Source organism: Bradyrhizobium sp. Rc3b (assembly GCF_900114915.1).
In the GTDB taxonomy this organism is placed as follows: Bacteria; Pseudomonadota; Alphaproteobacteria; order Rhizobiales; family Xanthobacteraceae; genus Bradyrhizobium.
The window spans coordinates 739,542-751,642 of sequence record NZ_FOUS01000001.1; the positions used below are offsets into that span (position 1 = coordinate 739,542).

Genomic DNA, 12,101 nt, shown 5'->3' on the forward strand with positions numbered 1-12,101 from the left:
CCGCACCGCAACGCCCGTGTCACACAAGTGTCAAGCGCGGGCGTTAGCGGTTGGCTCCAGCTAATCTGGAGTCCCGCATGCTGGTGGTGGAAGGTCTGACGTGTCGCTTCGGCGCGAAAGCCGCGGTGGACGACGCTTCGTTTCAAATCTCCCCCGGCGGCTTCGTCGGTGTGATCGGACGGTCCGGCGCCGGCAAGTCGACGCTGCTGCGAACCATCAATCGTCTCGCGACGCCGACGCAGGGCCGCATCCTGTTTGACGGCATCGACGTCACCGCGCTGCGCGGCAAGGAGCTGCGGCAGTGGCGGGCGCGGTCGGCCATGATCTTCCAGCAGTTCAACCTGGTTGGCCGGCTCGATGTCCTCACCAACGTCCTGATGGGACGCCTTGCGACGATGCCGGCCTGGCGCTCACTGTCGCAAGTGTGGCCCGAGCAGGACAAGGCGCTGGCGATGTCGGCGCTCGAACAGTTCGACATCGCATCGCTCGCCGCCCAGCGTGCCGACCAGCTCTCCGGCGGCCAGCAGCAGCGCGTCGCGATCGCGCGTGCGCTGGTGCAGCAGCCCGACATCATCCTTGCCGACGAGCCGATCGCATCGCTCGATCCGCGCAACACCAAGATCGTGATGGATGCGCTGCTGCGCATCAACAAGCATTTCGGCATCACCGTGCTCTGCAATTTGCATTCGCTGGATCTCGCCCGCAGCTATTGCGACCGCCTGATCGGCATGGCGGCGGGCCGTGTGGTGTTCGACGGCGCGCCGTCCGCGCTGACCGAGCACGTTGCGCGTGAGCTCTACGATCTCGAAGCCGCCGACGTCATGGGCACCGTGCCCGTCCCGGCGCCCGAGGGCGTCCCGGCGCTCGGAACCGCCGCGGCCGCCTGAGCCGCGCCACCTGTTTTGTTGCCAGTTTTGCGTCCACCGACCCCAACGGATGAAGAGGGTATCATGATCACTCGCAGATTAATTCTTGCCGGCGCCGCCGCGCTCGCGTTCACCGCCTCCGCCTCCGCCGACGATTGGAAGGCGAAATATCCCGAGCTGACCTTTGCGGTCGTCCCGGCCGAGAACGCCTCCGGCGTCACCGAGCGCTGGGCGCCGTTCGTGAACTATCTCTCCAAGGAACTGGGCGTGAAGGTCACGCTGCGCATCGCCAACGACTACGCCGCCGTCATCGAGGGCCAGCGCGCCGGCAACATCCACATCGCCAGCTACGGCTCGGCCTCGTTCGCCCGCGCCCGTCTGACCGGCGTCAAGTCCGACGCCTTCGCCAACGACATCAATGCCGACGGCTCGACCGGCTATTACTCGGTGTTCTTCGTCAAGGCGAGCAGCGCCTACAAGAGTGTCGACCAGCTCAAGGGCAAGAATCTCGGCCTCGTCGATCCGAACTCGACCTCCGGCAACAACGTGCCGCGCTTCGAGCTGGACAAGATGGGCATCCCCGATGCCGACGGCTATTTTGGCAAGGTCGTCTTCACCGGCAGCCACGAGAACGCAATGCTGGCGCTGTCGCAGGGCACGGTCGACGTTGCCGCCAACCAGTGGACCAGCGACGACGATTCCACGCTGGCGCAGATGCTGACCAAGGGCATGCTGAAGAATGCCGACGGTTCGGCGATGAAGAAGGACGACTTCCGCATCATCCACAAGTCGGCGCCGATCATCAACGGCCCCTATGCCTACAATTCCGACCTGCCGGAAGACGCCAAGGCCGCCATCGCGAAGGCGTTCGTCGACGCCCCGGCCAAGGACAAGGCCGCGTTCGACCGCCTCTCCGACGGCCAGAAGAAGGGCTTTCATCCCGCCACCACCAAGGACTGGGATGGCACGATCGAGCTGATCAAGTTCGTCGATGCGTTGCGTAAGAAGAAGGCGTCCTGATCTCAGGGCGATGCAACTGGAGCCGGGTCCCTGGACCCGGCTCTTTCTTTGACGGAGCTCGTCTCAGGCCGATGACAACAGCGGTTTCGATCCTCCCCGAGCAGCAGCTTGCCGTGCTCAACGCCGCTTATCGCCAGGCGGTCGGGCGCAGGCGGCTCCGCCTGCTGTTAGGGATCGCGGTCTTCGCCGCCGCGCTGGCTCTCGCGGGAATCGGCGCGGAAGTGAATCTGCGCACGCTCTTCACCTATTTCGGCAATTTCATCAGCTATTTCGACCGCATCCTCACGCTCGACAACGGCCAGCGGGTCTGGACCGATGTCGGCGAATGGCTCTGGGGCTGGCGCAAATGGCTGAAGATGCTCGGCGAGACGCTGCTGATCTCCTATGTCGGCACGCTGATCGGCGCGACCTTGGCATTTTGTCTGAACTTCTTCGCGGCTGAAAACACCTCGCCCGCACCCTGGCTGCGCTTCGTCGTCAGGCGCCTGCTCGAGTTCGCCCGCACCGTTCCGGGCATCGTCTTCGCGCTGATCTTCGTGATCGCCTTCGGGCTCGGACCGATGGCGGGTGTGCTCGCGATCGCGATCCACTCCACCGGCGCACTCGGAAAGCTGTTTTCGGAAATCGTCGAGAACGCCGACATGAAGCCGGTCGAAGGCATCCGCTCGACCGGCGCGAGCTGGCTGTCCTGCATGCGGTTCGCCGTCGTGCCGCAGGTGACCGCGGGTTATGCGAGCTACGCGCTGCTGCGCTTCGAGATCAATGTCCGTGAAGCCTCCGTGATGGGTTTCGTCGGTGCCGGCGGCATCGGCCAGGAGCTCGTCGTCGCGATCCGCAAATTCTACTATTCGGACGTCAGCGCGATCCTGCTCACCATCATCGTCACCGTCTTCATCATCGACATCAGCACCGGCTGGCTGCGCGGCCGCCTGTTCGGCAAGGAGGCGCGGACGTGACGAGGCGGCAAGCGGTCGACACGCGAGAGCTTCGCGCGCGCTATCCGGATGTGTTCGACCGACCCGCCTCGGCGCGGCTTGCCACGCCGGCGATGATCGTCGCGGCGTTCGCGATCCTCATTTACGGCCTGGTCGATCTCGACTTCTCGCCGTCGCGCTTCTTCGCAGGTCTCAGCCAGCTCGGCTGGATCACCTTGATGATGATCCCGCCCGATCCCGGCTCGTCGCTGCCGATCTATCTGAAGGCGCTCGGCGAGACGCTGTCGATCGCGCTGCTCGGCACGACGCTGGCCGCTGTCTTCGCGCTTCCCGTCAGCCTGCTCGCGGCGCGCAACGTGGTGCCGTCGAACATCCTGCGCTTCCCGGTTCGCCGTGTCCTGGATTCGATCCGCGGTGTCGACACGCTGATCTGGGCGCTGGTGTGGATCAACGTCGTCGGGCTCGGCCCGTTCGCCGGCGTGCTCGCCATTGCGGTGTCGGATTTCGGCGCCTTCGGAAAGCTGTTCTCGGAGGCGATCGAGGGCGCCGACCAGAAGCAGGTCGAGGGCATCCGCGCCTCCGGCGGCAGCCCGCTGCACGAGATCCGCTTCGGGCTGTTGCCGCAGGTGCTGCCCGTGATCGCCGGCCAGGTGCTCTATTTCATCGAATCCAACACCCGCTCGGCCACCATCATCGGCATCGTCGGCGCCGGCGGCATCGGCCTGCAGCTCGCCGAGCAGATCCGCGTGCTGGAATGGCAGAAGGTGTCGTTCCTGATCCTGATGATCCTGGTCGCGGTCGCCGCGATCGATTTCATCTCGGGCAAGCTGCGCTTTGCGATCATTGGGCGCAGGGCCGTGGCCTGATCAAAAGTGCCGTAGGGTGGGCAAAGCGCAGCGTGCCCACGATTTTTAACGATCGAGAAGGATCGTGGGCACGGCGCGAAGTGCGCCTTTGCCCACCCTACGGCTCCGGTTTTCTTGGAGAGAGCCCCTACGACTCCACCAGAAACTCCACGCGCTCCGCGGCGAAGCGCGAATGCTTGGTCATCAGCGGCTTGCCGTCAAGATCGTGGTCGGTGGCATCGACCACCAGGATCGGCCGTCCGAGCGCGAGATCGAGCCGGGCCGCATCGGTGGCGTCGACGATGCCGGCGGTGATCCGGGTCGCGCCGCGGCGATAGTCGCGCACCCCGTAATGCTCCAGCAGCTTCGTCATCGAGCGCGTCGCCGCGAACACGGCACCGGCGCCGGGAAACAATTCCGCCGACAGCCATGTGGTGGAGACGCAGATCGGCGTGCGGTCGGCAAGGCGAATCGCCTCGATCCGCACCAAGGGCGCGCCGGCCTTCAATCCGAGCTCACGCGCCAACTCGCGGGTCGCGACATCGTCGGTCGCCTCGATCAACTGACCGCGCGGCTCGCGGCCACCGGCGCCGACGATCTCGGAGAAGCGCGTGCGCGAGCGCAGGGGATAAGCGAGCTTCTGCGCTTCGACATAAGTTCCGCTGCCGCGCTCGGCGCGCACCAAGCCGCGCTCGGCAAGCGCTGCCAGCGCGCGCCGCACGGTGTGGCGGTTCACCCGATAGGTTTCGGCGATCTCCATCTCGCCCGGCAACTTGTCGCCGGCCGCAAAGCGGCCGTCGGCGATGCCGCGCTCGATGCCGTCGGCAACGAGGCGCCATAGCGCGACGCCGGACGACGCAGTGTCTTGCATGCTCATATCGCCGGCCAGCCTAGCCCAGAAATCACAGCTTTGTCACGAAACAGTCATGGCGTCCTCGTATGAAGTTGTCTATTATAATAGACAACTTCGATGCGGCAAGTTCTGTCAAAGGTTCGGTGGATCAGGTGACCCTGCACAACAACCAGCAAGCCCAGCGCCAGGCCGCCATGGCCGTGCTGGCGCACGCGGAGGCGGGCGAGATCGCCGCCCGCCTCCGCAACTTGGCGCTCCCGGCCCATCAGGATCTGCGCGCGCCCGAAAACGGTCTCGTCATGCTGCGCGGCCGGGTCGGCGGTGACGGCGCGCCGTTCAATCTCGGCGAAGCCACGGTGTCGCGCGCCGCGGTGCGGCTGGCGAGCGGCGAGGTCGGGTTCGGCTACACGCTCGGGCGCGACGGCGAGAAAGCGCGGCTGATCGCTTTGTGCGACGCCCTGGTGCAGTCGAGGGATTTTGGCGGAGCGGTGGAGCGGGACGTTATCGCCCCGTTGCGTGAGCAGCTTATGGCTGGCCGCGCGCAGGCGGCGGCCGAGACCGCTGCGACGAAGGTTGATTTCTACACCATGGTGCGCGGTGAGGGGTGAGATCATGACCACGATTGCGGAACTGCCGCCGGGCTTCGCCGACAAGGTGCTGTCGGCGCAATCGACATTTCGCTCGGTCATGGACGCGATGGCGCGGCCGGGCTCGGTCCAGCGCATCGTCCCGATGGCTGGAACGGCAGGCTCGATGATGCGCGGCACGGCCGCGATCGCGCTGACGCTGTTCGACCACGACACGCCGCTCTGGCTCGACGCGCGGCTGGCGGAGAGCCCGAACGTGGTGAAATGGCTGAAGTTTCACACCGGCGCGCCCGTGGTGCAGGATTCCTCGATCGCGAGTTTTGCGCTGATCAGCGACGGCGGTGCGCTGCCGCCGCTCGAACGCTTCGCGCTCGGAACCAGCGAATATCCGGATCGGTCCACCACGGTGATCCTGCAGGTCGATAGCCTCGACTCCGGACGGAGCTTCGAGCTGCGCGGTCCCGGCATCGACGGCGCCGCCATGCTCAATGCGTCAATCAAGCCGTTCGATCTGTTCGAGCGTATGCACATCAACGAGGCACTGTTTCCGCGCGGCATCGATGTGGTGCTGGTGGCCGATGACGCCGTGGTCGCGATCCCCCGCACCACGCGAATCGTGAGCAAGGGAAGCTAGAAGCATGTATGTCGCAGTCAAAGGCGGCGAACGCGCCATCGAGAACGCCCACCGCCTGCTTGCAGACAAGCGGCGCGGCGACCAAGGCGTTCCGGAGGTCACGCTCGACCAGATCTCGGAGCAGCTTGGCCTCGCCGTGGACCGCGTCATGAGCGAAGGCTCGCTCTATGATCGCGAGCTCGCGGCCCTCGCGATCAAGCAAGCGCGCGGCGATTTGATCGAGGCGATCTTCCTGGTTCGCGCCTTCCGCGCCACGATGCCGCGTTTCGGCGCGAGCGAGCCGGTCGACACCGGTGCGATGCGCGTGCAGCGGCGGGTGTCCTCGACCTTCAAGGATATTCCCGGCGGCCAGATCCTCGGGCCGACCTTCGACTACACCCATCGCCTGCTCGATCCCGCGCTCGCGCAAGGCTTCGTGCCGGAGGCGCCGGCAACGGCGGAGGCATCGACGGCGCCGACGCCGCGCGTGACCGACATCCTCGGCCGCGACGGGCTGATCGAATCCTCGCCGCAGGCCGAGGAGGGCGCGAGCGTCGGCGACCTCACCCGCGAGCCGCTGAATTTTCCTGCGGACCGTGATTTGCGCCTGCAGAATCTCGCGCGCGGTGACGAAGGATTCTTGCTGGCGATGGGCTATTCCACCCAGCGCGGCTATGGCCGCAACCATCCCTTCGCCGGCGAGATCCGCTTCGGCGAGGTCGAGGTGGAATTTTCGGCGGAAGACGTCGGCTTCGCCGTGCCGCTCGGCTCGATCGAGCTCACCGAGTGCCAGATGGTCAACCAGTTCAAGGGCTCCGCGACGGAAGCGCCGTGCTTCACCCGCGGCTATGGCCTCGCCTTCGGCCAGAGCGAGCGCAAGACCATGTCGATGGCCCTGGTCGACCGCGCGCTGCGTGCCCGCGAGCTCGGCGAGGAGGCACTCGCCCCCGCGCAAGATGAAGAATTCGTGATGTCGCATTCGGACAACGTCCAGGCGACCGGCTTCGTCGAGCATTTGAAGCTGCCGCACTATGTCGACTTTCAGTCCGAGCTCGGCCTGCTCCGCAAGCTGCGCAAAGAGTTCGCCGATGCCCAGACGCCTGATGCCATGAAGGAGGCCGCGGAATGAACGCGCCCGCCTACAACTTCGCCTATCTCGACGAGCAGACCAAGCGGATGATCCGCCGCGCGATCCTGAAAGCGATCGCGATCCCCGGTTATCAGGTGCCGTTCGCCAGCCGAGAGATGCCGATGCCCTATGGCTGGGGCACCGGCGGCGTGCAGGTCACCGCCGCGATCCTCGGTCCCGCCGACGTGCTGAAGGTGATCGACCAGGGCTCCGACGACACCACCAACGCGATCTCGATCCGGAAATTCTTCGCCAAGACCGCGGGCGTTGCCACGACGACCGCAACTGACGAAGCGACGGTGATCCAGACCCGCCACCGCATCCCCGAGGCGACGCTGCACGCAAACCAGGTGCTGGTCTATCAGGTGCCGATCCCGGAGCCGTTGCGCTTCCTCGAGCCGCGCGAGACCGAGACGCGGCGGATGCATGCGCTGGCCGAATACGGCCTGATGCATGTGAAGCTCTATGAGGACATCGCCCGCTTCGGCCACATCGCCACCGCCTACGCCTATCCGGTCAAGGTCAATGCGCGCTACGTGATGGATCCGTCGCCGACGCCGAAATTCGACAATCCCAAGATGGACAATTGCCCGGCGTTGCAATTGTTCGGCGCCGGCCGCGAGAAGCGCATCTATGCGATCCCGCCTTACACGAAGGTGGTGTCGCTCGATTTCGAGGACCATCCGTTCGAGCCCTATCGCTTCAACGCGCCCTGCGCGCTGTGCGGCGCGGAGAATTCCTATCTCGACGAGATCGTCACCGACGACAAGGGCGGACGGATGTTCGTGTGCTCGGACACCGACTATTGCGAGAGCCGCCAGGCCGCCGGCCATCACGGCAGCCTCAGCGCCGCGCCGTACAAGGAGAAGGCGCAAGGAGGCACCAATGGTTGATCACGCCGCGCTCGAAAACGATCAGCCGCTGCTGGTCGCGACCTCCCTCAGCAAATCCTTCGGCCGTATCGCCGCGTGCCGTGACGTCTCCTTCGCGCTGTATCCCGGCGAGGTGGTGGCGATCGTCGGCGAATCCGGTTCGGGCAAGTCGACGCTGCTGCAACTCCTGTCGGGCCAGCTCGCGGCCAGCGGCGGCCACGTGTCCTATCGGATGCGCGACGGTGTCGCCCGTGATCTCGCCACGCTCGGCGAAGCCGAGCGGCGCTTCCTGTACCGCACCGATTGGGGTTTTGTGCATCAGGATCCCGCCCAGGGCCTGCGCATGGCGGTCTCGGCCGGCGCCAATGTCGGCGAGCGGCTGATGGCGGTGGGTTGGAATCACTATGGCCGCATCCGCGAGACCGCGTCCGACTGGCTCACCCGCGTCGAGATCGACACCGCCCGCATCGACGATGCACCGCGGACCTATTCCGGCGGCATGCGCCAGCGTCTCCAGATCGCGCGCAACCTCGTCACCGAGCCGCGGTTGGTGTTCATGGACGAGCCGACCGGCGGGCTCGACGTGTCCGTGCAGGCGCGCCTGCTCGACCTCCTGCGCAGCCTCGTCGCCGAACTGCACCTCGCGGTCATCATCGTCACCCACGACCTCGCGGTGGCGCGGCTGCTCTCGCACCGCGTGATGGTGATGAAGGGCGGCCGCGTCATCGAGACCGGTCTCACCGACCAGGTTCTCGACGATCCCCGCGAGCCCTATACGCAGCTTCTCGTCTCCTCGATCCTGCCGCCATGAACCTTTCAATATGAGCTTTCCAATGACCGCCATGATCGACGTCACCGATGCCAACAAGACCTTCACCATGCACCTGCAGGGCGGCATCGAGTTGCCTGTCGTCAGCGGCGTGAGCTTCCAGGTCAACGCGAGCGAATGCGTCGTGCTGTCGGGGCCGTCAGGCGCCGGCAAGTCCTCGATCCTGAAAATGATCTTCGGCAACTACCGCTGCGATAGCGGCCGCATCGGCATCCGCCACCGCGGCGCGCTGATCGATCTCGCCAGCGCCGAGCCGCGCCAGGTGCTGAACGTCCGTCGCGCCACCATCGGCTATGTCAGCCAGTTCCTGCGCGCGGTGCCGCGGGTGGCCACCATCGACGTCGTCGCCGAGCCGCTGATTGTGAACGGCATGCCACGCGCCGACGCGCAAGCCCGCGCCGGCGATTTGCTGCACCGCCTCAACATCCCCGAGCGTCTGTGGCAGCTTCCGCCCGCGACCTTCTCCGGCGGCGAGCAGCAGCGCGTCAACATCGCGCGCGGCTTCATCTCGGACCTGCCGATACTGCTGCTGGACGAGCCGACCGCCTCGCTGGATGCCGCCAACCGCGCGGTCGTGGTCGAGCTGGTCGCCGAGAAGAAGCGCCAGGGCGTCGCCATGGTTGCCATTGTCCATGACGACGAAATCCGTCATCTGATTGCCGACCGCATCGTCGACGTCACCAGCTTTGCCGCCGCGGCCTGAAGGAAATGGAAATGAACGCCAAGCCGAAGGACATTGTGATCGCCAACGCCCGGATCGTGCTGGCTGACCGGGTGATCGAGCAGGGCTGGCTCGCTCTTGCCGACGGGCGCATCGCCGAGATCGGCGATGGGACTGCGCCTGCGGGCGCCGAGGATGCCGGCGGCGATTTGATCATGCCGGGCCTGATCGAGCTGCACACCGACCATCTCGAAGCCCATTACGTGCCGCGGCCAAAGGTGTTCTGGAATCCGGTTGCGGCCGTGATCTCCTATGACGGCCAGCTTGCGACTTCGGGCATCACCACCGTGTTCGATTCGCTCCGGGTCTGGCGCGAGGACGGCGCCGAGGAGGTCGACGGCCGCGCCGGCGTGCTCGCCGCCGCGATCACGACCGCGCGCGACGCCAGCCTGTTGCGCGCCGACCACTTCCTGCATCTGCGCTGCGAGATCCCGATGCCGAGCGTGGTCGAGGAGGCCAGGGAGCTGATCGACCGTCCCGACGTCAAGCTGATGTCGCTGATGGACCACACGCCCGGCCAGCGTCAGTTCCGTGACGAGGTCAAGCTGCGCGACTATTATCGCGGCAAGGGCGGCGGCAAGACCGATGCCGAGCTCGACGAGCTGTTCGCCAAGCGCTTCGAATATCAGAAGCTCTATGCCGCGAGCAACATGCGCGAGATCGTGGCGCTGGCGCATCAGTACAAGATCCCGCTCGCAAGCCACGACGACACCACCGAGGAGAACGTCGCGGATGCCGTGCGCGATCGCGTCTCGGTGGCGGAATTCCCGACCACGCTCGAAGCCGCGCGCAGCTTGCATGAGGCCGGCATCGACATCCTGATGGGCGCGCCGAACGTCGTGCGCGGCGGCTCGCATTCCGGCAACATCGCCGCGGTCGATCTTGCCCGTGAGGGCCTGCTCGACATTCTGTCGTCGGACTACATCCCGTCGAGCCTCCTGATGGGGGCGCTGCAATTGCCCGAGCACGTGCCCGCGATCGGCCTTGCCGCGGCGATCCGCACCGTGACCAAGGCGCCGGCGGAGGCGGTTGGCCTCACCGACCGCGGCGAGGTCGCGATCGGCAAGCGTGCCGACCTCATTCGCGTGCATGTCGCGGGCCACGTTCCCGTCGTCCGCAGTGTCTGGCGCGAAGGACACCGTGTCGCATGAGCGAGAGCGCAACCATGGCGGGCGGGCGGACCGGCGCGATCGGACCTGGACGGCTCGTGCTGGTGGTCGGTCCCAGCGGCGCCGGCAAGGACACGCTGCTGCGGCTGGCGCAAGCGGCCTGCGCTGATGATCACGACATTGTCTTCCCGCGCCGAATCGTGACGCGTGAATCCTCCGCCGACGAAGACAATGTCGCGCTTGGCCCCGACGAATTCCGCCGCGCGTGCGAGCATGGCGATTTCGCCGTGCATTGGGATGCGCACGGGCATTCCTATGCGCTGCCGCTCGACATCAACGACGATATCCGCGCCGGCCGCACGGTCGTCGCCAACGTCTCGCGCACCGTGATCGGCGCGCTGCGCCAGGCCTATGCTGACATCGTGGTGGTTGCGATCACGGCGCCGCCGGATGTGCTGGCCGCACGGCTGGCTGCCCGCGCGCGACAAAGCGACGGCAACATCGCCGAACGTCTCACCCGCAGCGTCGACGACAGGTCGGCGCAGGCTGATGTCACCATCCTCAATGCCGGCGGCGCGGACTATCATGCGCGCCAGCTCGTGCGCGTGATCAGGAATGAAGGCCGGCACGATTAGCCAGTACAGCAAGGAGAATGGAATGTCGGTGATTGAAACGATCGAACAGCTGGAGGCCATCTACGGCGCCACCAACGACGCCTCGACCGTGAAAGTCGCCGACCACGTCACCCCGCTCTACCGCGTCTTCATCGAGAAGGCGCCGTTCGCCGCGCTTGCCACCATCGGCCCCGAGGGCATCGACTGCTCGCCGCGTGGTGACTTGCCCGGCTTCGTCCGTATCCATGATCCCAAGACGCTGATGCTGCCGGATCGTCGCGGTAACAACCGGGTCGATTCCTTGCGCAACATCGTGCGCGACCCGCGCGTGTCGTTGATGTTCCTGATCCCCGGCTCCGGTAATGCGGTTCGCGCCAACGGCCGCGCCCATCTCTCGGTCGATCCCGAGCTGCTGGCCTCGTTCAAGGTCGAGGGCAAGGCGCCGCGCAGCGTGATGGTGATGAAGGTGGCCGAGATTTACTTCCAGTGCGCTCGCGCCATCGTCCGCTCCGACCTCTGGAATCCCGACAAGCGTATCGATCCCAAGACGCTGCCGACGCCCGGTCAGATCCTCGCTGAGATGAGCGACAACAAGGTCGGCGGCGCGGAGTACGATCGCATCTGGCCCGAGCGCGCCGCCGCGACGATGTGGTGAGACTTTCTTCCCATCTCCCCTTGTGGGAGAGGGTGGCTCGCCGCATAGCGGCGAGACGGGTGAGGGGTTCTCTCCGCGCGCTAGTCTCTCTCATTTGAACCTGCGGAACGAACCCCTCATCCGGCGCTTCGCGCCACCTTCTCCCACAAGGGGCCTGTTGCGTAATCCGCCAGTTGTGATTCCCTAGGGCAAAGCCTTGGAGGTAACGATGGCGGTGAAGCGGACAGGACAGCCGAGCTTTGTAGAAGCGCTGATGCCGAAGGGCGCCGGCGCCAATGCGGCGCTGGATCGGTTGGCTGGCCTGGTCAAGTGGTACCGGTTCGAGAAGCTGATCGGCCATTTGCGGGATGAAGGGAGTCCCGGTCGTCCAGGCTATCCGGTGCTTGTGCTGTTTCGCGCGGTGCTGCTGCAGTCGCTCTACGGTCTTTCGGAGCGCGAACTGGAGGAGGCGCT

General features: G+C 65.9%; 15 protein-coding genes. 14 read left to right on the forward strand and 1 reads right to left on the reverse strand.

The genetic code is table 11. The annotated features are described in order from the left end of the window. Positions 1 to 77: 77 nt before the first annotated feature. From phnC to phnE (BM190_RS03450), 4 genes are all read left to right on the forward strand, one after another. Positions 78 to 887: a phosphonate ABC transporter ATP-binding protein gene (gene phnC / locus BM190_RS03435; protein WP_018321219.1), complete on the forward strand. Its 810-nt coding sequence runs from the start codon at positions 78 to 80 to the stop codon at positions 885 to 887. Positions 888 to 950: 63 nt separating this feature from the next. Continuing rightward, positions 951 to 1,886 (forward strand): phosphonate ABC transporter substrate-binding protein, encoded by a 936-nt coding sequence (gene phnD / locus BM190_RS03440; RefSeq protein ID WP_092251872.1) that lies wholly within the window; start codon positions 951 to 953, stop codon positions 1,884 to 1,886. 71 nt (positions 1,887 to 1,957) lie between these two features. Then, entirely contained in the window at positions 1,958 to 2,842 is an 885-nt protein-coding gene (gene phnE, locus BM190_RS03445; protein ID WP_092251874.1) for a phosphonate ABC transporter, permease protein PhnE, read from the forward strand. Further along, positions 2,839 to 3,687 carry a phosphonate ABC transporter, permease protein PhnE gene (phnE, locus tag BM190_RS03450; protein ID WP_092251876.1) on the forward strand — a complete coding sequence of 283 codons (849 nt, stop codon included), beginning with the start codon at positions 2,839 to 2,841 and terminating at the stop codon, positions 3,685 to 3,687. The genes phnE (BM190_RS03445) and phnE (BM190_RS03450) overlap by 4 nt, the downstream gene beginning before the upstream one ends. 127 nt (positions 3,688 to 3,814) lie before the next feature. On the opposite strand, the gene phnF is transcribed toward phnE (BM190_RS03450), so the two are convergent. Next, complete coding sequence (phnF, locus tag BM190_RS03455; protein WP_018321223.1) at positions 3,815 to 4,543, reverse strand: phosphonate metabolism transcriptional regulator PhnF; 729 nt, start codon at positions 4,541 to 4,543, stop codon at positions 3,815 to 3,817. A 119-nt stretch (positions 4,544 to 4,662) separates the two neighbouring features. On the opposite strand from phnF, the gene phnG reads away from it, so the two are divergent. The 10 genes from phnG to BM190_RS03505 form a co-directional block, all read left to right on the forward strand. Beyond that, the gene (phnG, locus tag BM190_RS03460; protein ID WP_177236891.1) at positions 4,663 to 5,127 is read left to right on the forward strand and encodes a phosphonate C-P lyase system protein PhnG; all 465 of its coding nucleotides are present in this window, start codon (positions 4,663 to 4,665) and stop codon (positions 5,125 to 5,127) included. Positions 5,128 to 5,131: 4 nt separating this feature from the next. Beyond that, positions 5,132 to 5,740 carry a phosphonate C-P lyase system protein PhnH gene (phnH, locus tag BM190_RS03465; RefSeq protein ID WP_177236879.1) on the forward strand — a complete coding sequence of 203 codons (609 nt, stop codon included), beginning with the start codon at positions 5,132 to 5,134 and terminating at the stop codon, positions 5,738 to 5,740. 4 nt (positions 5,741 to 5,744) lie between these two features. Continuing rightward, the gene (locus BM190_RS03470) at positions 5,745 to 6,848 is read left to right on the forward strand and encodes a carbon-phosphorus lyase complex subunit (protein WP_092251882.1); all 1,104 of its coding nucleotides are present in this window, start codon (positions 5,745 to 5,747) and stop codon (positions 6,846 to 6,848) included. Continuing rightward, the gene (locus BM190_RS03475) at positions 6,845 to 7,741 is read left to right on the forward strand and encodes an alpha-D-ribose 1-methylphosphonate 5-phosphate C-P-lyase PhnJ (protein WP_018321227.1); all 897 of its coding nucleotides are present in this window, start codon (positions 6,845 to 6,847) and stop codon (positions 7,739 to 7,741) included. Before BM190_RS03470 ends, BM190_RS03475 begins: the two co-directional genes overlap by 4 nt. Then, entirely contained in the window at positions 7,734 to 8,531 is a 798-nt protein-coding gene (phnK, locus tag BM190_RS03480) for a phosphonate C-P lyase system protein PhnK (protein ID WP_092251884.1), read from the forward strand. The genes BM190_RS03475 and phnK overlap by 8 nt, the downstream gene beginning before the upstream one ends. A gap of 22 nt (positions 8,532 to 8,553) precedes the next feature. Beyond that, complete coding sequence (gene phnL / locus BM190_RS03485) at positions 8,554 to 9,252, forward strand: phosphonate C-P lyase system protein PhnL (RefSeq protein WP_177236880.1); 699 nt, start codon at positions 8,554 to 8,556, stop codon at positions 9,250 to 9,252. Positions 9,253 to 9,263: 11 nt separating this feature from the next. Then, positions 9,264 to 10,421 (forward strand): alpha-D-ribose 1-methylphosphonate 5-triphosphate diphosphatase, encoded by a 1,158-nt coding sequence (locus tag BM190_RS03490; protein ID WP_092252011.1) that lies wholly within the window; start codon positions 9,264 to 9,266, stop codon positions 10,419 to 10,421. Continuing rightward, on the forward strand, positions 10,418 to 11,014 hold the full coding sequence (gene phnN, locus BM190_RS03495) for a phosphonate metabolism protein/1,5-bisphosphokinase (PRPP-forming) PhnN (protein WP_092251888.1): 597 nt from the start codon (positions 10,418 to 10,420) through the stop codon (positions 11,012 to 11,014). The genes BM190_RS03490 and phnN overlap by 4 nt, the downstream gene beginning before the upstream one ends. A 22-nt stretch (positions 11,015 to 11,036) precedes the next feature. Further along, a complete protein-coding gene (locus BM190_RS03500; RefSeq protein WP_092251890.1) occupies positions 11,037 to 11,648 on the forward strand; it encodes a pyridoxamine 5'-phosphate oxidase family protein in 612 nt (203 codons plus the stop codon). 208 nt (positions 11,649 to 11,856) lie between these two features. Beyond that, positions 11,857 to 12,101, forward strand: a 245-nt coding sequence (locus tag BM190_RS03505) for a transposase (RefSeq protein ID WP_143108996.1), incomplete at its 3' end; no start/stop codon positions are given.

Excerpts from the sequence above, each read along its gene's own strand:
- phnC (WP_018321219.1), top strand. The coding sequence starts at position 78 with ATGCTGGTGGTGGAAGGTCTGACGTGTCGCTTCGGCGCGAAAGCCGCG.
- phnD (WP_092251872.1), top strand. The coding sequence starts at position 951 with ATGATCACTCGCAGATTAATTCTTGCCGGCGCCGCCGCGCTCGCGTTC.
- phnE (WP_092251874.1), top strand. The coding sequence starts at position 1,958 with ATGACAACAGCGGTTTCGATCCTCCCCGAGCAGCAGCTTGCCGTGCTC.
- phnF (WP_018321223.1), bottom strand. The coding sequence starts at position 4,543 with ATGAGCATGCAAGACACTGCGTCGTCCGGCGTCGCGCTATGGCGCCTC.
- phnH (WP_177236879.1), top strand. The coding sequence starts at position 5,132 with ATGACCACGATTGCGGAACTGCCGCCGGGCTTCGCCGACAAGGTGCTG.
- BM190_RS03470 (WP_092251882.1), top strand. The coding sequence starts at position 5,745 with ATGTATGTCGCAGTCAAAGGCGGCGAACGCGCCATCGAGAACGCCCAC.
- BM190_RS03475 (WP_018321227.1), top strand. The coding sequence starts at position 6,845 with ATGAACGCGCCCGCCTACAACTTCGCCTATCTCGACGAGCAGACCAAG.
- phnK (WP_092251884.1), top strand. The coding sequence starts at position 7,734 with ATGGTTGATCACGCCGCGCTCGAAAACGATCAGCCGCTGCTGGTCGCG.
- phnL (WP_177236880.1), top strand. The coding sequence starts at position 8,554 with ATGACCGCCATGATCGACGTCACCGATGCCAACAAGACCTTCACCATG.
- BM190_RS03490 (WP_092252011.1), top strand. The coding sequence starts at position 9,264 with ATGAACGCCAAGCCGAAGGACATTGTGATCGCCAACGCCCGGATCGTG.
- phnN (WP_092251888.1), top strand. The coding sequence starts at position 10,418 with ATGAGCGAGAGCGCAACCATGGCGGGCGGGCGGACCGGCGCGATCGGA.
- BM190_RS03500 (WP_092251890.1), top strand. The coding sequence starts at position 11,037 with ATGTCGGTGATTGAAACGATCGAACAGCTGGAGGCCATCTACGGCGCC.